The organism is Labrys sedimenti (assembly GCF_034424805.1).
Lineage (GTDB): Bacteria > Pseudomonadota > Alphaproteobacteria > Rhizobiales > Labraceae > Labrys > Labrys sedimenti.
On record NZ_JAXOUF010000026.1, the window covers coordinates 39,353 to 61,140 of the forward strand.

Here is a 21,788-nt window from a genome sequence, read left to right on the forward strand (position 1 = left end):
CACGACTACCTGATCTCAATCCAGCTTCGCTAGAAGCCTCACTAACATAGATCAAGTACCACCCACCTTCTTGACCGTCGCCTCCTCCCAATCATTAGCCGGACCTAGATTCGACGTGGTGGTCGCGCAAGCATTGGTCCATATATCTTTGCGAAGCCCGTGAATGCAGCGACCCAGGCAATGGCAGCGCATGCATCATCGGTACCGAAAGGTTCGGCACGAACTCCATGGCGACGCGTAGCGCCACCGCAACCACCACCGCGAGATAGATCAACTGCGTGGCAGGCGAGGCTTCGAGAACCCGTCCGGTATGCCCGACCGTCGCCCGACTCATCATGGCGAGCGTCATGGCGCCGATAGCTCCAATAACCCAGACGTGCACTGCGACGGCCGGGGGACTAGGCTGAGGAAGCTGTCCCCAAGTTGGTCGTAACGGGTGTGCTACTCGGCAAGCGCTTGAGAAATCTCATTCGCAGTTTGGATCACCACTGGTGCCAACCCTGCTAGACGGCCATCCGGCATGCGATCGACCGGACCGGAGACGCTGACCGCCGCGAACACCCTACCCGAGGAGTCACGAACGGGGGCGCCGATGCAGCGCACCCCCACCTCGATTTCCTCGTTGTCGACAGCGAAGCCCTGCACCCGGATGCGCGCCAATTCCGACAGGAGATCGTCGAGATGCGTGATTGTGCGAGCCGTGTAGCCGCGCAGCCCCTCCCCGGCGATCTTCCTGACGAGACTTTCGTCTTGAAACGCCAGAAATGCCTTGCCCACGCTGGTGCAATAGGTCGGCGCGGCCTGCAGCGTCGTCATGCTCGAGGCGATCATCTGCTCCCGCTCCACGCAGACCATTTGATGTCCGTCGAACATATGAAAGTGAATGATTTCGCCGGTCAGTTGCTGAAGTTTTGCGATGTGAGGATGGGCACGCGTGGGCGTATCCAGGCTGGCCAGCACACTGCTGCCATAGTGGAACATCTTCAGGCCGAGCCGGTATCCCTGGCGCCGCCCATCCTGATCGAGCAGGCCGACCTCCCGGAGGGAGGTGACGATGCGATGGATCGTAGTCTTGGGCAGGCCAGTGGCTTCCGAAAGGTCAGCAATCGTCATGCTCGGCCGACTGCGGGAAAAGGCATCGAGGACGAGAGCCATCTTGCGCAGCGACTTGGCACCCGCATCCCGGCTTTCCGAAGCCGTTGAAGTTTCGGGGCCGAGGGTTTCCTGGAATATTGCGTGCGCATTCATGTCCTTATCCCACTTTTAGTGCCCTGATGTGATCCGTCTTACCTTTTCTTCCAACTTGCGTGCAACGAACTCCAGGGAAAAGCAGACGACGAAGTAGGTGAGAGCCAGAATGGTAAAGACGATAAAGGGCTGGTTGGTGCGGATCACCACCTCCTTGGCGAGTCTGGCAATCTCGCTGATCCCGACGACGGACACCAGCGAGGTATCCTTGACGATCAGGATAATTTGGCCAAGGAGCGAGGGGATGATCGCCATCAGCGTTTGCGGCAGCGTAATGTCCCGCAGGCGCTGGAATAGACTGAACCCGAGAGCCACCGACGCTTCGTTCTGGCCTTTATCCAACCCCAGCAAGCCGCCCCGGACGATTTCGGTCATATAGGCACCGTGAGACAACGAAAGAGCGATGATGGCGGTGGTGACAGGACCGATATCGAGACCGAATTCCGGCAGCCCGTAGTAAACCAGGAAAATGAACATCAGGAACGGCGTGCTGCGGAATAGGTAGACGTAGACGCCGATCAAAAACCGCACGATCGCGAGAGGGGAAGATGCAAGAAGCCCTCCGACGAGACCAAGGCCGAGGGCCGGGAAAAATGCGGCGAACGCCAGGAACAGAACGATCGGCAGCCCCGTCAGGATGAGCTGAAACGCATCGAGCGCAACGGAAAAGATATTGCCCATGAGTTATGCTCGTTTGTGCTTGGAGAAGCCGGCGCGGCTTTCGTAGACATCCGACAGGAGGTTCAGCACGACGCACAGGGCGATATAGATCACGCAGCTCACAAGATAGGCCGGCAGGAACTGATAGCTGTCGTTGCCGACGTCGTCGGCCGCTTTCGTGATTTCAAGAACAGCGATCGTGAAGAGCAGCGAGGTGTCCTTGACCAGTTGCACGAATTGCCCCGTGATCGCCGGCAGGATCGTCGGCGCTGCCTGTGGCAGGAGGACCCGGTACAGCACTATGCGCCGGCGCAGTCCAAGCGCGAGCGCGGCCTCCGTTTGGCCTCTGGGAATGGCGTTCAGCCCCCCGCGTACCATTTCGGCAATGTAGGCGCCCGAATTGAACGTCAGTGCGAGAACACCGGTAGAAAAAGCAGAAAAGGTTATGCCAATTGCGGGCAAGCCGAAGTAGATGAAATAGACCTGCACCAGCAGCGGCGTGTTGCGCACCAGCGAGACATAGACGGCAACCACGCCCCGCAAGAGCCCGCGCGAGCTGTAGCGGGCAATACCGGCCAATACCCCTATTACAAGCGCCAGCACCAATCCGAATGCGGCAGCCGAAAGAGCGTTGCGAATGCCGGTCAGATAAACATCGCGGTACTGCCAGAATAGGTCATATGCGCTGGAGATCATGTTTACCCAGCCTAGTGATGGAGGATCTGGTCGAGGAACATGCGGGTTCGCTCTTGCCTGGGTTGACTGAAGAACACGGAGGGTGGTGCCTTCTCGATCATCTGGCCCCCATCGAGAAAGGCGATTTCGGTGGCGAGCTCCTTGGCGAACCCCATCTCGTGGGTCACGACGACCATGGTCATCCCCGCCGCGGCCAAGTCCTTCATGACCTGCAGCACTTCGCCGACCATTTCCGGGTCGAGTGCAGAGGTAGGTTCATCGAACAGCAACAATTCCGGCTCCATTGCGAGCGCGCGGCAGATTGCGACACGTTGTTGCTGGCCGCCCGATAGCTGAGCTGGGTAGCGACCGGCCTTGTCGCTCAGGCCGACACGCTTCAGGAGCTCCATGGCACGTTCGATGGCATCTTTGCGGGAGCGCCGGAGCACGCGCCTTTGCGGCAAGGCGATGTTGTCCAGGACGGTCAGATGCTGAAACAGGTTGAAGCGTTGGAACACCATGCCGATCCTGCGATAGAGAGCGCGGCGTGGCATGATCCGCAGATCCTGGCCGTCCAGAAGGAACCGGCCCGATGACAAAGGTCCAGCCAACTTGTTGATGGCGCGAATGAACGTGCTCTTGCCGGAACCCGATGGACCGCAGATGACCAGCACATCGGACTTCTCAAATGAGACGGAGATGCCACGCAGTGCGTGGAAGCTCTTGAAATGCAGATTGACATCGTGCGCCTCAAAAAACGCCATGGCAGCTTTCTCCCCGTTGATCGAAAATCGGCGGTAGGCGCCCGTCTTGCGTGCTAACGGGCGCCCGATCGACGCCGAGTTCTATTGGAGAGTCATGCGGTTGCTGCTGCCGCTCTCCGGCACATAAGCGCCGATCCCGAGTTTATCGATGAGCTTCTTTCTCTCGTCTGACACACTGCTGTTCTTCTCGAGGAAGTCCTTCTTCCAGGCCTCGCTATCGACCCAATAAGCGCGTAGTGCCTCAAGCCGTCCGTCCTTTTTAATCTCCGACAGGAAGGCATCCAGATATTGCTGCGTGGCGACATCCTTCGGGCGAACCGCGAAGGCCCAGTTATCCTGGCTGATCAGTTCGCGCGGCGTTTTCGAGGAAACGAAGCCATACTCTTTACGAACGACACCTAGTACAGCGAGATCGTTGAGCGCAGCATCGACACGGTTGGTCTTCAGAGCCTGATACGTGTCGGTGTCGTTGGGATAGCTTTGAATCTCTGCCTTGGCGAAGAACTGCTTGGCGATGTCGACCGCACTCGTGCCGGCCTTGACCGCGATCCTCTTGCCCGACTGATTGAGATCCTCCCAGGACACATTTTCAGCCTCGGGCCGTACGATCGCGACGACCCCCGTGGAATACCAACTCTCCTTGGTGAAAAGAATCTGCTCGGCCCGCTTCGGCGTCACCGTCATGCTGGTCGCCAGTATGTCGGATTTGCGCGTCAGCAAACCGGGGATCAAGCCCGCCCACTCGACGTTTCTCAGTTGCAGGTCGACGCCGAGCTTGGCGGCAATCATGCGGTCGAGGTCGATCGAGAAGCCGGCGGCATTCCCATTCGCGTCACGAAACTGCCAGGGCGCCGCCGACAAATCGTTCATGATGACGATTTTCTTTGCTTCGAGGATCGCCCCGATCGCGCCTTTGGGATCATCCGCCGCCGATGCCTGACTTGTTACGGCCAACATGGCGACCGCCGCGATCAAGGCAAGTTTCTTCATTTCCAGCTCCCGCTCCATTTGTTCCGCATTGCGGAATATTTTATATTTGCAACCCGATAACCACATAAAATGAAACAAAATTCAATACGCATGTTGACGGAACGCAATATATTTATTTAAGTGAATATGAAATCAAATCATATTCCGAAATACGGAATTAAAAAAAGCCACGCGCTGGGCGGGAGGGCGCAGACGATACAGCGAAGCCGTGAAGATTGAGCGCCCAAGATCGCAACGATCGATGCACTGCACCCACGAAGGATTTGAAATGGCCCCAGCTGCCTCGCGGCACTGATCGGGGCGCAATGCGCAGCTGTATCCAAGCGCTGCTCAAGGAGAGACGTTATGAACTATCGGGCGGCCGAATGGCCGGCATCGGGCACCCCAACACGGATTAGCAGGATCGAGCTCAACCAGATCTGCGATATCGCCGATCTCGCGCGTGAGGATCCCAACGTCATCAAGCTGTGGATTGGTGAGGGTGATCTTCCGACGCCGGCGTTTGTTCGGGAAGCCGCTGTTGCGGCCCTTGCCGCCGGTCACACGCGATACACCTATTCAACAGGCGTGCCTGCGCTGCGTGAAGCGCTCGATCGCTATCACAAGCGTCACTTCGGGATCGATGTCGGCGCGGGGCGCTTCAGCGTCACCGCCGGCGGTGTCCAGGCCATCATGCAGGCGATGCAGGCCATTTTGAGCCCGGGTGACGAAGTGGTCGTTCCGGTTCCAGCCTGGCCAAACCTGATCGAGATCATCGGCATTCTGGGGGGAAAAGTTGTTCCGGTGCCCTATCGCACCGTGGAAGGGGGTGGCTTCAAACTGGAGCTCGACGATCTCTTCGCTGCGGTAACGTCGAAGACCCGTGCAATCGCCATCAATTCCCCCTCCAACCCGACGGGTTGGATCATGCCCCACGAACAGATGCTGGCTGTTCGTGATTTCGCGCGGGACAGAGGTCTCTGGATCGTTTCCGACGAGGTCTATGCCCATTTCACCTATGGCAACGGATTGGCTCCGTCCTTCCTGCAGATCACCGAGCCGAGCGATCGGTTGATCGTCACCAATACCTTTTCGAAGAACTGGTGCATGACGGGCTGGCGGATTGGCTGGCTGGTCTATCCAGAAGGCATGACGACGATTTTCGACAATCTGAGCCAGTACAACACCACCAGCGTCTCGACCTTCGGCCAGCATGCCGCCATCGCGGCTCTCGATGATGGAGATGACTTCATCAAATCTTTGGTCGAACGGTCGGCCAGGGGACGGGAAATCATCTGTTCCACCCTCGATAAGCTCCCCAATGTTCGCGTCTTTTGGCCCGAAGGAACATTTTACTTCTTTTTTGCCGTCCATGGGATGAACAGCGGCTACGACATGGCACGCCGGATCCTGAAGGAAGCGAGTGTCGGGGTTGCTCCCGGATCCGCTTTCGGTCCGGGTGGAGAATCCTTCCTGCGAGTCTGCTTTGCCGTCGATCCCGCCCTCATCGAGGAGGGGGCACAAAGGCTGGCGCGGTTCCTTCAAGACCAATAGCGAGGAGAAACGATCTTGAAGAAGCTCATCAACAGGCCGGCCGATGTCGTCAGGGAGATGTTGGAAGGCATCGTCGCCCTCTCACCGGGCCTTGCCCTGCTGGACAGTGAGAATGTCGTGATCCGCACCGATCTGCCGGCTTCGGCCGATCGACCGGTGGCCCTGATATCGGGAGGGGGTGCGGGGCATGAACCAGCCCATGCCGGCTATGTCGGGCCCGGCATGCTGACTGCGGCGGTGACGGGCGAGGTTTTCACCTCTCCGAGCGTCGACGCGGTCCTGGCCGCGATCCGCGCCACGGCCGGGCCGGCCGGCGCCCTTCTCATCGTGAAGAACTACACCGGCGACCGCTTGAATTTCGGCCTTGCCGGCGAGCTTGCCTCCATCGAGGGCATTCCGACCGAGCTCGTCGTGGTTGTCGACGACGTTGCCCTATCCGGCGTCGTCGACCGTGAACGTCGCCGTGGCATCGCCGGCACAGTCCTGGTCCACAAGATCGCCGGCGCTGCCGCCGCCGAAGGCAAGGGACTGGCGGAAGTCGCTGATATCGCCCGGTCGGCTGCCTCCCGCATCGGCACAATGGGCGTTGCGCTCGGATCGTGCATCGTTCCTGCCGCCGGCAAGGCCGGCTTTACGCTGGGCGAGGACGAGATCGAGCTCGGCCTCGGCATTCACGGCGAGAAAGGGGTCGAACGCGTCGGATTGCTGCCCGCCGACGCCATCACCGATCGTATCGTCGATCAACTCGTCCGCGATATGGCACTCGAGGCAGGGGCCCGGGTAGCCCTGCTTGTCAACGGCCTCGGCGCAACGCCGCCCATGGAACTGGCCATTGTGGCCCGGCGAGCCCTCGCCATTTTGCAGTCTCTGGGCATCGGCATAGAGAGAGCCTGGTCCGGCAATTTCCTCACAGCCATAGAAATGCCGGGCTGCTCGATCTCGCTTCTCGATATGCGCCCGGGAGACGCCGAACGGCTGGACGCCGCCACCACTGCCACGGCATGGCCACGCGGCGGCGAGACGACAGGTTTTCCCCGTCTGGTTGCCGCTCCCGTCTCCACGGATGCGGAGGCTCCCTTGGGCAAGGCAGGTCACTTCGACCCACGAGAGCTGCGTCGCCTCGGCTTGGCCGTCGCCGAAGCACTCGAGGCGGAGGAGGCCCACCTGACGGATCTCGACAGCAAGGTCGGCGACGGTGACCTGGGCGCGAGCATGGTCCGTGGCGCACAAGCCATTCGCGCACTGCCGGAACATGCCTGGATCAATCCCGCCAACGCGATGGTCGCTATCGGCAACAGCTTGCGCCGCGCCATCGCCGGAAGTTCCGGCCCCTTCTACGCGATTGCGCTGACGCGGGCCGGCCGCCATCTGGCGCAGACCAATCGATTCTCTCCCGATGATTTCAGGGAAGCCCTGGCGATCGCCATTGCAGCAATCAGTGAGCTCGGCGGAGCAAAGCAGGGCGATCGGACCATGTTGGATGCGCTCTATCCCGCCCTCCAGACAGTCCAGTCGCTTGGCGACAGCGTTTCGCCGGCGCAGGCCTGGCGAGAGGCGGCCAGGGCGGCAAATGACGGGGCCCGCAAGACCGCGGACATGACGGCCAAGCTCGGGCGTGCCAGCTATTTGGGCGAGCGCGCCCGTGGAACCCAGGATGGTGGCGCGACGGCTGTCGCGATCTGGATGGAGGCGCTCGCCACAAGTCTGTGAAATTTCGGGCAGCGCGACCGCCCTGCTCGAGCACCCAATCGAATCAAATTTCATGGCGCCTCCATCCGGAGCGATCCCTGGCGCGCGCCCTGATGCATCGGCCGTTCGACGGCCAACCTCTGGTCAAACAGGAACTCACCTTATGAATCTCGACAAAGTCACGGGGATCATTCCTCCCATCGTCACCCCCTTCACGAAATCCGGCGACATCGACGAAGCCGCATTTCGCAACATCGTGAAATTCAATCTGAAGAAGAAGGTCCATGGCGTCTGTGTCGGCGGCAGCTCCGGCGAAGGCCATACGCTCACCTTCGAGGAGTTCGTCCGCCTGATGGAGATCACGGTGGAGGAAGTCGACGGGAAGATTCCGGTCCTGGCCGGCATCATCGCCAATTCCACCCGCGAGGCCGTCCGCCGCTCCCAGGCCATTTCGCACCTGTCGATCCAAGGCCTGCAGGTGACACCCGTCCATTATGTCTTCAAGCCGGATGACAATGCCACCTTCGAGCATTTCAAAACCCTGACTTCGGCAACGGACGTGCCTGTCATCATCTACAACGTAGTGCCGTGGAACTATCTGAGCCCGTCACTGCTCATCCGCCTCATGAAGGAGCTGCCGGGCGTCCAGGCCGTCAAGCAGAGCGCTGGGGACCTCAAGGCGATGGCCGACCTGATGATCGGCGTTCCCGACGGCTGCAAGGTCTATACCGCGGTGGACGCGCTGCTCTATCCTTCGTTCGCGCTTGGCTGTCATGGCACGATCGCGGCAAATCCGGCTGCCGTTCCCGGCGTATGCATCGCGCTCTGGAATGCCGTCCAGCGCGGCGAGCACAACCGTGCTCGCGAGATCCACGAAGCGCTCCTGCGCTTCTGGAACGCGATCTATGCCGATAACCTGCCCGCCAACATCAAGACCTCGATCGCCTTGCAAGGGACGGAGGCCGGCTTGCCGCGCATGCCGATGCCGGAAACGACGCCGGCCCAGCTCGAGAACATCAAACGCGAACTCCAGAACGTTCTTCGTTACGAGGAAGCCTAAGGCGTTTTGCGATTTGACGGACTCCCGTCAAATCGCAAAGACAAGCCAAGATGAAGAATTGGAGCACAGTTCGATTCAGAAAAATCGAACTGTGCTGCCGGAAATCGGCGGCGCGCGCAGGCGTAGTCCGCCGCCGGCCCCCAGACCAATTCAAAAATCAGGCTCATTCATTCATCAAGCAGCCAGTCGCCGAGCGCGTGGCCAAAACAACAAAGATCAATGGCGAGGAAGCAATGACGACACCGTCAGCGACGAAATATTCTCGAGCCGAGGGCCAAACGACCGCTTCGCAGACGATCAAGGCGAGAGACATGCGCAAGGTGGCGCTGGCCAGCGCTGTCGGAAATACGATCGAATATTACGATTTTACGCTCTACGCGACCGCGACTGCTCTTGTCTTCAATAAGATATTCTTCCCCAGTGACAATGATCTGGTCGGCACTCTGGCGGCCTTTGCCACCTTCTTCGTCGGTTACTGCGCGCGCCCGATCGGCGGCATCCTGTTCGGACATTTCGGCGATCGTATCGGCCGCAAGACGGCGCTCCTGTTAACGATGATCATCATGGGCGCCGGCACCTTCCTGATCGGTCTGGTCCCCTCATACGAGACCATCGGGATATGGGCTCCAATCAGTCTGCTCGTCCTGCGCCTGGCCCAGGGAATCGGGATCGGCGGTGAATATGGAGGTGGCATGGTCATGACGGTGGAACATGCGCCGCCCAAGCACCGCGGTTTCTACAGTTCGCTGGTCCATATCGGCGTCCCCGCAGGCTTCCTGATTCCCATTGCCTTGCTCGGCGTCCTCTCGACGCAGATGAGCGAGGAAAGCTTCCTTTCCTGGGGCTGGCGCCTGCCGTTCCTGTTCAGCATCGTCCTGGTCGGCCTTGGCCTCTTTATCCGCTTTCAGATCTCCGAAACGCCTGCTTTCAAGCGAATCCAGGAACAAGGGGAGACGGCTGCCCTTCCCGTCGTGGAAGCCGTTCGAGACCATCGTTTCAATGTGATCCTCGGCATTGGCGCCAAAATCGCTGAGAGCGGCCTGTTCAATATCTATGCGGTGTTCGCCATCACCTATTGCGTCAACACGCTCGGCCTTCCTCGCCAAACCATTCTCAATGGCGTGCTCGTTGGATGTGCCCTCGAATGCCTGACGCTACCCCTGTTCGGCGCGCTCTCCGATCGCGTAGGCCGCCGCACCGTCTATATAGCCGGCCTCTTGTTTCAGGCTGCCCTGGCCTTCGTGTTCCTCGCCATGCTCGACAACGGCAGCACAGCCATGATCTGGCTGGCCATTGCTCTTGGACTGGCCATCGGACATGGCTCGGTATTTGGGGCCCAAGGCGCATTCTTTTCCGAGTTGTTCCCTGCTCGTATCCGCTACAGTGGTCTCTCCCTTGTGCAGCAGATCGGTCCGATCCTCGGTGGCGGCCTTTCACCCCTCCTTGCAACAACGTTGCTTGCGGAATATGCCGGCACCACAGTTCCAATTGCCGCCTATATGGCTCTCATGGCCATATTTTCCGCGATCTGCGCACTTGCCCTGCGGCCCATTGGCGACACGACATAGGCTGTACTAGCGCCCAGGGTTTGCATCGGTGATATGTTCTTCGACCTTGGCTGGCGCATTGTAGAAAATCAGCGGTCCGACATAGACGTCAGAGTTGTTGCCTCGACGGTGGAGTATTCTTACTCGGCGAGAGGCAACTTTGTCCCATCCAGACCCGCCGTGCGAAATCCGGCCTGTCCAGCGAGAACGTTGACATATTGACTAACGGCTTTCTCCGCGACCGTCGCGGAGAGTTATCGCGCAATTGACTTGTGCACAATCTGAAAGGGCGTCTTCTGACCCGCAGTTCGCTGGTCGACGGTTATGATGTGAAAGCCGCCTGGACGCTGGGGCAATTCGGCACGCGCTCAGATATCAAGGACGCACACCAACTGCGTCAGTTGGGAACAGGATGTGCCGAACACGGTCCGGGTCTCTCGCTCTCGAATTTCAGCGGATTCGCCTCGTACTAGCGTCAGCACTCCGCCTCTGAGGGCGAGGGAATGCCGATCTCACATTGCAGGCTGTTCCTCGATCGCATCTCATTGACGATCGTATCGCCAAGAAGTCCGAGCTTGAGTATCCGCCGAAGAAGCAATTTGCGAGCGACCGCAAGCTCTTCGGTACGAGGTCTGATACGATCGAACCAAATAAGAAAAGCCTGCACACACCGCTCTAGATCGATCCGGTCATCTAGACACAAAAAACCGCCCAGGTAATCAGACCTGGACGGTAATTGATTTATGACAGACTTGGTTGCGGGGGCTCGCAACCAAGTCTTACGCTGCGGCGCACCACAATGTCCGAAACTACGATTTTCCACGAGAGATTGCGATGCAAGTGGTTGGTGAAAAACTGCCCGAAGCTCTTTCTTGTGAGTGCTGGTGAACTGAGATTAGTACGCCAACAATTGTAATCGGACTTGGTGGCGGTTCTTGCGGATGGTCCCCGACATGTTTTGGCGTGCCAAAGTGGAGGCATTGAGTACTACTTCCGAGAGGCGTCCGACCCGCTAATGCGCGACCAAAACTCCCTTGGCTTCAAAGATGTCGCGGATCTGGCGAACATAGCCATGATAGGCCTTATCCTCGTGGATCGCGTTCCAGGACCTCGGCCGCGGCAGGTCGATCTTCAGATCGAGATCGATGCGGCCAGGTCGCGGCGACATCACCAGGACGCGGTCGGCCAGGAAAACGGCCTCGTCAATGCCATGCGTGATGAAGAGTACTGTGTTGCCGACTCTGTGCCACATGGATTGCAGATCCATGATCATCTGCTCGCGGGTCAGAGCGTCCAGGGCTCCAAATGGCTCATCCATCAAAAGTAACCCCGGTTCCTGGATGAGTGCCCGACAGATAGCCACGCGCTGACGCATGCCGCCGGAAAGTTCGGACGGATATTTCTTGCCAAAGCCATTCAGCCCGACCTGTGTCAGGAGTTCCTCTGCCCGGCGCCGGTACTGCGTAACGTCGAGCTTCTTGATCTCGATCGGCAGGAGAATGTTGTCGAGAACGGTGCGCCAGTATAGCAGCAGATCCGACTGGAAGACGACACCAGTCTTGGGATGTGGCTTACGCACCTGTTCGCCATCGATCGCAATCACGCCGGTCGAAGCGCCAGTCAGGCCCGCAAGCAGCGACAGAAGCGTGCTCTTGCCGCAACCGCTCGGTCCGACGACCGCGACGAAGCTGCCTGGCTCAATCCTGAGATCGATGTTGTCGAGCGCGACCACCTCTTCGTCTTCGCGCGTCTCGTAGACTTTCGAAAGCCGGGATATATCGACTGCGGCTCCCATCTGGGGGATGGCGTTCATCGTGTTGCCTCGCTGATGGAAGAATTGGTGGTGGCCACAGTCCCTCGGACGCTCGCCTATTTGGCGGCGTCACGCTTATAGACAACGCGGCTTTCGATGAGGTCGATGGCGAAATAGAGCAAGACGCCGAGGCCCGAAATCGTCACCACGGTGGCGAAGTTCAAGGTGGTGTCGAAGAGGGAGTTCGCCTGCAATTGCAGATAGCCGAGCCCGCGCTCGGCAGCGACATATTCGCCGATGACTGCACCGATCACCGCCAAGGAGATGGCCACTTTGAAGCCGCCAAAAATATTGGGCAAGGCCGCCGGCAACCGGATCTTGAAGAAGGTCTGCCATTCATTCGCGCCCATCGAGCGCACCAGACTGACCAGGTTCTTGTCGAGCGCCTGCAGCCCGACCACGGTCGAGATCACGATCGGGAAGAAGGAGATCATGAAGGCGAGCGCGATCTTGGGTGCCCAGGCATAGCCCAGATAGAGCACCAAAAGCGGTGCGAGCGCCACTTTCGGGACCGTCTGCAGCGCCACCAGCAGCGGATAGATGGCACGCTCGAAGGGACGGGAGTAGAAAATCGCCAGCGCGAGCGGAATGCCGACAAGCACGCTCACGGCAAACCCTGCGATGACCTCGAGCAAGGTCACATAGGCATGCGAGGCCAGCAACGGCGCCTCGCTCCACATGCGCGTGGCGATCGCCGCGGGAGTTGGCAGGACGAACTCGGACAAACCGACCACGGGAACCAGGACCTGCCAGGTTCCGAGGAGCGCCGCCGGCAAGACAAGCGCCGAATAACGTGCGAGCCAGGAGTCTCGCGACTTTTTTCTGCCCATGCGTTTGCCCTGTCTTGCCGATGTGGATCCGATGCCGATGGAATGCGTGTTTGCCATCGTTTGTCCTCACTGCAGGAGCTGGTTGGTGTAGAAAGTGGCGATCGGCTTGGGGGTCCCGACATCTTCGACCGCGCCAAGCAGTTTTAGGGCATCCGCCATCGCCTTTTCATCGATCCAGCCTGCAGGTTTGTCGTCCGGAGAACGGAACGAGAGGGAAGCCGCCTCGATCTGCTTTTGAACGACTTGATCCGATGGGCCGGCCTGCCACACAGTCTTGAGGGCCGCGGTTGCCGCTGCCGGGTCCGAGCGTGTCAAGGCGATGGCCTTGGCGTTGGCCGCGAGAAAGCCCCGCAGAGCAGCAGCCTTCTTTTCGATGCCTGCATTGCTGGCGACGACGGCCAAGCCGGGAATAGCCAGACCATATTGAGCCATGTTCAGGACGGGATAGCGCGTGCCGGTTTTTTCCTCGATGACCGGAAGGTCGCTTGAGGTGTAGACGCTCACGACATCGACCCTGTTCTGCAGAAACTGAGGAATGCGCGCCTGCGCATCCATCTGGATCTTGCTGAGCTTGCTGCAGTCGACCTGATTGATCTTGCAGAAGACCCCGAGATAGGCCGTTCCGGTCTCGCCGACGGCACTGGCTATCGTCTTGCCTTCGAGTTCCTTGGGCGTGTTGACCGGCTTGTTCGGATGCGAGATCAGCACGACCGGCGTCTCCGGCTGGTAGAGTGCGATGATCTTGACGGGCATGCCCTTCTGGATCGCCGAAATCGCAAAGATGCCGGGCAGGACCACGGCGTCTTCCTGGCCCTGGATGAGGGAGCCCAGGGCAGCCTGGGAGCCGGCGCCCTCTCCGAGCTTTAAGGTGACGCCAGCGTTCTGGTAGAGACCCTTTTCCTGGCCGAGGTAGAAAAAGCCGTACTCGCCCTTCAGCTTCCAGCTGAAACGGACGTTGAGATCCTCGGCCTGCGCCGGCCGGCCACCCGATAGCACGGCCACGGCAGCCATGGCCGCCAGCATCGCACGACGAATGAGACCCTTGGTGTGGAACATCGCTCTCCTCCCCGAAAAGTGCCGCGGCCGCGCCGGCCTGCGGGCGTTCATCTCTGGATCGAGATCTGGCGAGATCAGTCTCGGATTATCATTATTGATCTCATAGTGTGATCACACTTGGAGATTGTCAAGCCGTGAATCGGCAGCAAATGTCCAGGTGCGACACTGACGACCTGCGGTTCATCAGCCCTACATTCGCCCAAGCCTAGAGTCTTGATCCGGGGCTACCGGCTTGTGGCGAAGATGCCCGGCAGCGACGTTTCGATGGCAGAGCGCGTCAGATCGCGGGCGATGAAGACGAGCCATCCACGCCGCCGGCTGTCTGGCCATTGCGGCAGATATTCGGGCGGATAGACCACGTGCTGGACACCGTGGACGACCACGGGGCGACGATCGCCGGCCACGGGAATGAGGCCTTTGACCCGCAGGATCGACTGGCCGCGCCCGGCAAGAAGAAGTCCCAGCCAATCGACAAAGGCATCCCAGTCGACTTCCCGGTCGATATCGACGGTGAAGGTGGCTATGCCCTTGCCATGCAGGCCGGTCCGTGCCGGGCCATTGATCTCCTCGTAATGCCGCCAATCCGCTGCCTCATCGAAAACGATGGAGGCAGCCGGCATTTCCATGGGCGCAGATACCAACCTCCGTGCCGCCGGATTGACCGCGCGGATCTCGCGCTCGAGCCCCTCGAGCCGCCAGGGCTCGACGAGATCCGACTTGGTGATGATGATGCGGTCGGCCAACGCAACCTGTTGCTGTGCCTCGATGAAACTCGCAATCGTGGTGGCGCCATTGACGCCATCCACGGTGGCGACGATGCTGCCGGCGCGAAAATGCCGCCGCAGGCGCAAATCGCCCATCACCGCCTGCATGATCGGCGCGGGATCGGCCAGGCCGGTGGTTTCGACGACCACACGGCGGAACGTCGGCGCCCCGTCTTGTCCCGACAGCTCAGACAGATCGGCCAGGGTGGAGATCAAATCGTCGCGCACCGAGCAGCAAAGGCAGCCGGAGGCCAACAGCACCGCATCTTCAGACACTTCACGCACCAGCAGATGATCGAGCCCGACCTCACCGAACTCGTTGATCACCACGGCGGTGTCGGCAAGCTCGGGTTCGGCGAGCAAGTGCCTGAGGAAGCTGGTCTTGCCGCTGCCGAGAAAACCGGTCAGCACGTGGACCGGGATCCTGGGGTCGGCATTGTGGTTCGTCGGCTGCACGCTCAGGCGACCTCGAAGATGGCGTCGACCTCGACAGGCACGTTGCGCGGCAGCGAATAGCAGCCGACCGCCGCCCTTGCATGCCGCCCGGCCTCGCCGAAGACCTCGACCATGAGATCGGAGGCACCGTTGATGACCTTGGGATGCTCCTTGAAATCAGGCTCCGCATTGACGAAGCCGCCGAGGCGTATCACGCCGACGACCCGGTCGAGATCGCCGTCCAAGGCCCGTCTGAGCTGAGCTAGAATATTCACCGCGCAGAGCCGCGCGGCGGCCTGGCCCTGCTCCACCGAAAAATCGGAGCCCAGCTTGCCGGTATATTGATCTTTGCCGTCTACGCTCGGCACCTGGCCGGAAACATAGACCTGGCTGCCAAGCCGGCGGGCCGGCACATAGTTGGCGGCGGGAACGGGAGCCGCAGGCAGGACAATCCCGAGTTCCGCCAATCTGTTATCGATTATTCCGGCCATGACAGCCCCTTCCGGATCCTGTTAGTCGAATTGCAGCTCGATGCCTTGAGCGAAGGGCAATTCAATGCCTTGCGGTCCGGCAACACTGAGCAGCGCCTTGCGTGTCGCGCGGACGTCGCTGACCACACCCTTCTTGGCGACCGTCGCATCGTTTTTCTTCAAGGCGCTGAGAATCTCCTCATGCGCCGAGGCATTCCACGGCATCGAAGGGATCAGCAGCGACATGTACATGGTCGGGCCGCATTGCAGCCAAAGCGACTCGATCAGCGGCATCAGAACCTCCGAGTCGGCGGCCTCATATAGCGCAAAATGGAACTTCTGGTTGGCGGCCAGACAATTGAGAATGTTGCGCTTCTCGATAGCGGTCAGAAGTTGGCCGTTGATCGCCGTCAGCTTGTCGACCAAGGCCGGCGTCGCCTTCTTGCCCGCCAGTTCAGCGGCCATGCCCTCAAGGACTTCGCGCACGGCGAAGAGATCGCCTAGCTTTTGCGGGCTCAGCCGGGGCACGCGCACCGAACCGCCCTTGGTCTCCTCGAGGGCGTTCGCGGCGACCAGCCGGCTCAGCACCTCGCGGACCGGCATCGAACTCGTGCCGAGTTCGACGGCCAGCTTCCGCAGGCTCAACACCTGGCCGGGAAGGAATGCGCCCACCATCAGGCCTCCCCGCATGTAGCGCAGAACATGCTCATAGACATGCCCACGCGCCGGTTTGTCGTTGTTGTCCGGGTTGGCGTCGTCGTTCTTTTTGTTCGGCATTCTGCCTCTTCGCCACTCTGTTTCAGACCTGTCGCGGCGGATCGCTGTTCGCAACGGGGAATACAGCGCCCGCACCTGCGATCCTACAATGTGATCAACACTTGTGCATCTCTCCCTCGATGACTGTCCGATCTCGAAGATCTTTTGCTCTTAGGCCGTCATGCCGACCTGATAGAGCTCGACCTTGGTACCATCGGGATCGGCGATATAGATCGTCAACCCATAGGGACCGTCGTGCAAATCGTTGAAATAGCGCACGCCCGCCTGTTTCAGCCTGGTGTCCATGGCCCTGACGTCGTTGACCTCGAAGGCGATATGGTCGAGCTGGCGATGGCCGGAGGCCTTGCCATGGATCAGGGCTATGCCCTGGTGGAAGGCGGTGAACGGCCGGCCGTCGGCCAGCGGCTTGGCGGGGCGGATGGTAAAGCCGAGCAGCCTGGTATAGAAATCGACTGACTTTTCGATGTCGTCGACCATGATCAGTTGATGACCATAATTGGTCACCCGTGGTTCTATCTGGTCGCCTATCCAGCCGAGCACGTCCGAAGACTGCGCAATTTCGCAAAAATACTGCTTCCAGACCTGCTTGGCCGTCGCCTCCCAGTCGGCGTTGACGCCGGACACACAATCTTCGACGGCAACGACGTCGAGGTCCCGCAGATAGGCCTCGCGGATGGAGGTCTCGACGCAGGCATTGGTGGTGGCTCCCGTGACGAACAAATGCTGGGTGCCGAGCATTTTCAGCATCATCTCCAGCCGCGTCTCGTAGAAGGCGCCGAAGCGATGCTTGCGAATGACGAAGGCGGGATCGAAATCGGCAAGCGGCTTGAGCTCGTCGATGATCTGCTCGTCCCAGCTTCCGGCCAACGCCGAAACTTGCTTGCGCCGTGCCGTGTGACCGAGCAGCTTCTTCTTGGCGCGATTGCGATCGATGGCGAAATGCTCCTGCATCGTCCAGATCACGGGGATGCCGACCTCCTGGCAGCGCTTGATCAGCGTGGCCAGTGGCGGCACGATCGACGACAGGCGCTTGGTGTCGACGCCCGAGATGCCGAGGGTACCCTTCTCGTGGATGAAGGCGTTCTGCAGGTCGATCACCAGCAGGGCCGACTTGCGATAGTCGAGGACCTCCAGACTCATTTCTTGTGCTCCTCCATGTCGATGCCGAGCACGCCGGCGCGGCCCCAGCTGTCCTTGGGCGTTTCGTGAATCACGACATGCAGATGATCGGGCTTGCAGGCGGCCTCCTCGACCATCGCCTTGGTGATGGCTTTGACGAGCTTGCGCTTCTGCTCAACGCTGCGCCCCTCCCACATCTCCACGATGACGAATGGCATTGTCAGTCTCCTCTCATTCGGAACGCTGGGCCGCCGATGCCCATGCGGGCACAGGCAGGCAAAAGCCGGTGACCAGATCATTGCCGGCCCGGTCTGCACCCGATACCAGCCAAAGTGGGCGGTTGGCGTAGTTGATCAGCACCTGCTCTTCCATGCAGGCGCGGTGGGCGGGATGCGCGGCATCACGCTCGAAACGGCTGGTGGCCGGCATCAGCCGGATGACATAGAGCGGCTCCCGCGGATCGAAATCCGCCAGGGCTTGGGCACTGATCGCCTCCAACCCCAGCGCCCTGGCGTGCGGCCTTTCGCGTCCGACCGCGACCAGCACCAACGCCCCGGCGATTGGCGTGACGGGCCAGTACCGCCCTTCCCTGCCCTCGTGCAGGAATGCCGCATAGCCGGAGGTTTCGCCAAACAGCTCACTGTCCCACAAGATGATGTCGGGCCCGAGCAGCGCGCGCGCCGCGTCGATCACCAGATCGCTTTCGCACAAAGCGAGAAACGCCCAGGGGTCGGTCAGTCCGGCGCCATGCCCCCAGGGATTGTGGATCCCCGACAGCCTTTCCTGGCGGATCGACGCCTGGCGAGCGACAAGGCTGTCGACCGCCAGGCGTAGCGGCACCGGCGCCGGCAGCACGGAAACCCGGCCAGCCAGATCGAGGTGATCAACGGCCTCCATCGTCATGAGGGTATCGTCACGCAGCGGCCGCGGCCATAACGGCCTTCGGCGACCGCCTTGTTCTCATAGACCACCTCGCCGCGCGCCACGGTCATCACCGGCCAGCCCTTGAGCTTCCAACCTTCATAGATGCAGGTGCCCTTGCCGGTATGCTCGACGGTGCGCTCCTCGTCGAGATCCACCAGCACGAGATCGGCATCGAAGCCGACATCAATATGCCCCTTGCGCGGCCACAGGCCGAAACGCCTGGCCGGATTGAAGGAGTTGACCTCGACCAGACGCGTGAGCGGCAGGCCACGCTGATGCACACCGAAATGCAGCATCAGGGACAATTCCCAGGGAAAGCAGACGACGCCGGGGAACTCGGTCCAGATGTCTTCAAGCTTCTTGGGCAGGAAGGGCACGTGGTCGGTGCCGAGGCTATAGACCGAGCCGTTCAGCATGCCGGCCCACAGGCCCTCGAGTTCGTTGCGGTCGCGTAGCGGCGGCGAGATCTTGGCGCGCATGTCGAGATCTTCGTCATAGCAGGTGCGCGTGAGATAATGGGGACAGGTCTCGACAGTGACATGAACGCCGCGCGCTCGTGCCTCGGCGGCGAGCACCGGTCCCATGCCGACCGAGGTGTGCACCAGATGCAGGGAGCAGCCGGTCTTCTCGGCCAGGAAGATCATGCGCCGGATCGTCTCGACCTCGCAAAAGGCTGGCCGCGATTCGGTGTAGGCGCCGAGATCCTGTCGCCCGGTCGCCGCGACCTCCTTCTTGATCCAGGAGGCGATCTGCGTGTTCTCGCAATGAACATTGATGACGCCGCCGGGCACCTTGGCCAGGATGCGCATCGCGGCATAGACCCAGCCATCGGTGGCCGGCACGATGCCGATCGGGTTGTCGGGTTCATAGCCAAAATAGCATTTGAACGATTTGACCCCTGTCTTGGCGATGATCTCTGGAATCTCGGCGATGTGTTCTTCGCGCTGGATGCCGAAATGGAAGCCAAAATCGACGAGGGAATTCTGTTCGCCGATCGTTTTGCGTTCCTCGTAGAAGGGCAGATAGGATTCCTTGAGGTTGCGGATGTAGAGCAGCACGGTGGTGACGCCGCCCGAGGCTGCGGCGGCCGTCTCGGTACGCATGTCCTCGGGGAACGGAAACTTGACGCCGAGGTGGCAATGCGGATCGATCAGGCCCGGCATCAGCACCCGGCCCTCTGCGTCGATGATGCGGGTTGCGTCGGGCAAGGCCTGGTCGCCGCCGGTGAGCACGATCTTGCCATCCTTGACCGCCACGCCGCCGTGGAACTCGCCGTCGTGACGCACCACCCGCGCATTCTTGATGACCAGATCCGCCTTCATGACTTCAACTCCATAATGCCCTCGATGCGCCGGCTGATGCCGCTCCACTGACTGCGGCCGACGGTAATCGGTGCCCGCGCGCCCATGCCCCTGGCCCAGACAGCCCTCAGCCCGATTTCGGCCGCCGCGTCGCGATCAATGGTGCCGGGCGGTGCCGCCACATCCACCAGCAGCGCGTGCTTGGGCAGGAGAGCCAGCAAGTCACGCTCCAGCAGCCGCTTCGGCACGCTGCCGATCACGATATCCATTTTGGGCAGGTAGTCGGGCAGTTGCTCCAGCGTCAGCGGCTCCGCGCCGGCGGCATAGGCAGCCGCCCGCTGCACCGGGTTGCGCGCGGCGACATGCACATGGGCGCCCAGAGCCAACAGCGTGTTCGTCAGCAAGGAGCCGACCGTACCTTGCCCGACCAGCATGACGTTCGATTTGTGGATGGTGATCTGCGTATTCTCGATGATCACCTTGAGCACGCCTTCCACGATCGCCGGCCCACGCAGAAGCATCAGGTCGACGTCCCACTCATATTCGTGCAGCGTGATGCCGAGCGTTTCGCAATGCCCCTTCAGATTGGCGTCGGCCCAGCCCAGGATGATGTGTCCGGGCCTTTTCATCCCGGCGAGCATCTCCCGCGTCGGAATGATTTTCTCCGGGCATCTCGGCGCGAACAGCGCACCTTCGGCGGTGATGCCGGGGATCGGGAACAGCGCGATGTCGGCTCCATCAAGGGCCTCGGCGGCGTCCTTGGCATGATGTACCCCGGCAATGCCTTCATCCGGCCAGGGAAAGCCATAGGCCCGCACGTCGGCACCCGCACGCAGGGCACAGCGGGCGATCTCCTGCTCACGCGCATCCCCCGCAACCACGGCGATGACGAGATCCTGCCAGCTCATTTCGCCCTCACCTTCTCGATCAGCTCCTCCACGGAGAGACCGGCAATACCCATGGCCTCGGCGGTGCGCCCGCCCTTGCGATAATCGGTGCCGACGGCGATCTCGGCCAGGCCATAGAGCGACTGGGCGACAGGGGTGGCGACGCCGGCAATCCTGGCGAATTCGAGGAACGGCAGAAGCCCGTGGCCGAAATCCTCCTTGTAATAGCGATAGGCCAGGGAATCCGGTCCCTTGATCCACTTATTGGCCTCTCCGCCCGCAATGGCGGCGCGGAAATCCTCGGTATCTTCAACATCGGCCTCGACCGTGCCGAGCAGCTTCATCTCCTCGACCAGATTGGGCAGGTCATGTCCGAATGCCCTGCCCACGGCGAGCCGCTCTGCGTCGAGTTGCTTCATGACGCGGGCCACGCCGGGGGTCATAGCATCGACATAGAAGGTGAAAGCGCCGCCCGTCGCCTCGACCCAGGCCGCCGCCAACACCGCGCCGGGCGGATGCAGGATCATATTGACGTTGGAAAGATCCGACGCGATCACGTCGGCGACCGGCCTTACGCCGGGATAGAGCCGGGCGGCGATCTCCAGGACCTCGTTGCCGCCACCGAGCACGGCCGCCTTGAGCTCCTTGGCGCGCCCACTGACGGTAACGCTGTCGGGGCGGTATTTGCGCGCGACGTAAGCCAGAGTTGAAAATTCGACCACGGGCGGCGCCTTGCTGCCATCCGACGAAAAGCTTTCGGCAAACTCCAGTGCACCGCCCGTGTGACCGGGATTGAGAATGACAGGCTTTGTCGAGGGCCATCCGGCCGCAGCCAGCGCGGTGGCAATCGGTCCGTGCGAAAAGGTCGGCAACACGATGATGGCGACTTGTGCGCCCGCGATCGCCGCCCCGAGATCGGTCGTCATCAGCGCCGGAGCAGCGGTGCCCTCGCCGAGCTTGCCGTCATAGGCGATACCGCCAAGTCTGACATGCGGCTCGAGCGTTTCAGCCGAGCGCGCCCAGAAATGCACGTCATGGCCGGCCTGGACCAGTTCCACGACCGTTGCCGCCCCGCCGGCACCCGCCCCCAATACCGCGACTTTCATGATTTCCTCCAAGGCACGGGAAACGGCCGATCATCCTGCGCCGCCGGTTCCCGGCAGCTCGGTCGCTTCTCCCGGTCTTTAAGCGTTTCATCGTTCTTCAATTTTGATCACACTTTATGATCACATTTTTGATTGTCAAG

The 21,788-nt window shown here is 60.7% G+C and carries 22 protein-coding genes; 4 read left to right on the forward strand and 18 right to left on the reverse strand.

Translation table 11 applies throughout. The features are described from left to right. Positions 1–94: 94 nt before the first annotated feature. The 6 genes from U1R88_RS32245 to U1R88_RS32270 all read right to left on the reverse strand — a co-directional run bounded on the left by U1R88_RS32245 (position 95) and on the right by U1R88_RS32270 (position 4,337). On the reverse strand, positions 95–349 hold the full coding sequence (locus U1R88_RS32245) for an NnrS family protein (protein ID WP_322434989.1): 255 nt from the start codon (positions 347–349) through the stop codon (positions 95–97). A 92-nt stretch (positions 350–441) separates the two neighbouring features. Beyond that, the gene (locus tag U1R88_RS32250) at positions 442–1,248 is read right to left on the reverse strand and encodes an IclR family transcriptional regulator (RefSeq protein WP_322434990.1); all 807 of its coding nucleotides are present in this window, start codon (positions 1,246–1,248) and stop codon (positions 442–444) included. A 15-nt stretch (positions 1,249–1,263) separates the two neighbouring features. Continuing rightward, complete coding sequence (locus U1R88_RS32255) at positions 1,264–1,929, reverse strand: amino acid ABC transporter permease (RefSeq protein WP_322434991.1); 666 nt, start codon at positions 1,927–1,929, stop codon at positions 1,264–1,266. Positions 1,930–1,932: 3 nt separating this feature from the next. Then, positions 1,933–2,604, reverse strand: coding sequence for an amino acid ABC transporter permease (locus U1R88_RS32260; protein WP_322434992.1), 672 nt, complete (start codon positions 2,602–2,604; stop codon positions 1,933–1,935). Between the two features lie 11 nt (positions 2,605–2,615). Beyond that, positions 2,616–3,347 carry an amino acid ABC transporter ATP-binding protein gene (locus U1R88_RS32265; protein WP_322434993.1) on the reverse strand — a complete coding sequence of 244 codons (732 nt, stop codon included), beginning with the start codon at positions 3,345–3,347 and terminating at the stop codon, positions 2,616–2,618. A gap of 81 nt (positions 3,348–3,428) precedes the next feature. Beyond that, positions 3,429–4,337 (reverse strand): substrate-binding periplasmic protein, encoded by a 909-nt coding sequence (locus tag U1R88_RS32270; RefSeq protein WP_322434994.1) that lies wholly within the window; start codon positions 4,335–4,337, stop codon positions 3,429–3,431. A 345-nt stretch (positions 4,338–4,682) separates the two neighbouring features. Between U1R88_RS32270 and U1R88_RS32275 the strand changes: the two genes are divergently transcribed. From U1R88_RS32275 to U1R88_RS32290, 4 genes are all read left to right on the forward strand, one after another. After that, complete coding sequence (locus U1R88_RS32275) at positions 4,683–5,870, forward strand: pyridoxal phosphate-dependent aminotransferase (RefSeq protein WP_322434995.1); 1,188 nt, start codon at positions 4,683–4,685, stop codon at positions 5,868–5,870. Positions 5,871–5,885: 15 nt separating this feature from the next. Beyond that, positions 5,886–7,580, forward strand: a complete 1,695-nt coding sequence (locus U1R88_RS32280) for a dihydroxyacetone kinase family protein (protein ID WP_322434996.1) — start codon at positions 5,886–5,888, stop codon at positions 7,578–7,580. A gap of 142 nt (positions 7,581–7,722) precedes the next feature. After that, positions 7,723–8,619, forward strand: coding sequence for a dihydrodipicolinate synthase family protein (locus tag U1R88_RS32285; protein ID WP_322434997.1), 897 nt, complete (start codon positions 7,723–7,725; stop codon positions 8,617–8,619). A 50-nt stretch (positions 8,620–8,669) separates the two neighbouring features. Continuing rightward, positions 8,670–10,187, forward strand: coding sequence for an MFS transporter (locus U1R88_RS32290; protein WP_322434998.1), 1,518 nt, complete (start codon positions 8,670–8,672; stop codon positions 10,185–10,187). Positions 10,188–11,178: 991 nt separating this feature from the next. On the opposite strand, the gene U1R88_RS32295 is transcribed toward U1R88_RS32290, so the two are convergent. The 12 genes from U1R88_RS32295 to U1R88_RS32350 form a co-directional block, all read right to left on the reverse strand. After that, a complete protein-coding gene (locus tag U1R88_RS32295) occupies positions 11,179–11,979 on the reverse strand; it encodes an ABC transporter ATP-binding protein (RefSeq protein WP_322434999.1) in 801 nt (266 codons plus the stop codon). Positions 11,980–12,035: 56 nt separating this feature from the next. Continuing rightward, positions 12,036–12,755 carry an ABC transporter permease gene (locus U1R88_RS32300; protein WP_322435000.1) on the reverse strand — a complete coding sequence of 240 codons (720 nt, stop codon included), beginning with the start codon at positions 12,753–12,755 and terminating at the stop codon, positions 12,036–12,038. Between the two features lie 120 nt (positions 12,756–12,875). Continuing rightward, the gene (locus tag U1R88_RS32305) at positions 12,876–13,865 is read right to left on the reverse strand and encodes an ABC transporter substrate-binding protein (RefSeq protein ID WP_322435001.1); all 990 of its coding nucleotides are present in this window, start codon (positions 13,863–13,865) and stop codon (positions 12,876–12,878) included. Between the two features lie 224 nt (positions 13,866–14,089). Beyond that, positions 14,090–15,085 carry a CobW family GTP-binding protein gene (locus tag U1R88_RS32310; RefSeq protein WP_322435002.1) on the reverse strand — a complete coding sequence of 332 codons (996 nt, stop codon included), beginning with the start codon at positions 15,083–15,085 and terminating at the stop codon, positions 14,090–14,092. A gap of 2 nt (positions 15,086–15,087) precedes the next feature. Beyond that, complete coding sequence (locus U1R88_RS32315; protein WP_322435003.1) at positions 15,088–15,555, reverse strand: RidA family protein; 468 nt, start codon at positions 15,553–15,555, stop codon at positions 15,088–15,090. 21 nt (positions 15,556–15,576) lie between these two features. Further along, a complete protein-coding gene (locus tag U1R88_RS32320) occupies positions 15,577–16,386 on the reverse strand; it encodes a GntR family transcriptional regulator (protein WP_322435004.1) in 810 nt (269 codons plus the stop codon). A 75-nt stretch (positions 16,387–16,461) separates the two neighbouring features. Next, positions 16,462–17,451 carry an isochorismatase family protein gene (locus U1R88_RS32325; protein ID WP_322435005.1) on the reverse strand — a complete coding sequence of 330 codons (990 nt, stop codon included), beginning with the start codon at positions 17,449–17,451 and terminating at the stop codon, positions 16,462–16,464. Continuing rightward, entirely contained in the window at positions 17,448–17,648 is a 201-nt protein-coding gene (gene thmT / locus U1R88_RS32330; RefSeq protein ID WP_489671959.1) for a 2-hydroxymuconate tautomerase, read from the reverse strand. Before thmT ends, U1R88_RS32325 begins: the two co-directional genes overlap by 4 nt. Before the next feature lie 13 nt (positions 17,649–17,661). Beyond that, positions 17,662–18,333 (reverse strand): resolvase, encoded by a 672-nt coding sequence (locus tag U1R88_RS32335; protein WP_322435007.1) that lies wholly within the window; start codon positions 18,331–18,333, stop codon positions 17,662–17,664. Then, positions 18,330–19,676, reverse strand: a complete 1,347-nt coding sequence (locus tag U1R88_RS32340) for a dihydroorotase (RefSeq protein WP_322435008.1) — start codon at positions 19,674–19,676, stop codon at positions 18,330–18,332. The genes U1R88_RS32335 and U1R88_RS32340 overlap by 4 nt, the downstream gene beginning before the upstream one ends. Next, positions 19,673–20,563, reverse strand: coding sequence for a dipicolinate synthase subunit DpsA (locus U1R88_RS32345; protein WP_322435009.1), 891 nt, complete (start codon positions 20,561–20,563; stop codon positions 19,673–19,675). Before U1R88_RS32345 ends, U1R88_RS32340 begins: the two co-directional genes overlap by 4 nt. Then, positions 20,560–21,648, reverse strand: a complete 1,089-nt coding sequence (locus U1R88_RS32350; protein ID WP_322435010.1) for an NAD/NADP octopine/nopaline dehydrogenase family protein — start codon at positions 21,646–21,648, stop codon at positions 20,560–20,562. The genes U1R88_RS32345 and U1R88_RS32350 overlap by 4 nt, the downstream gene beginning before the upstream one ends. Positions 21,649–21,788 lie beyond the last annotated feature (140 nt).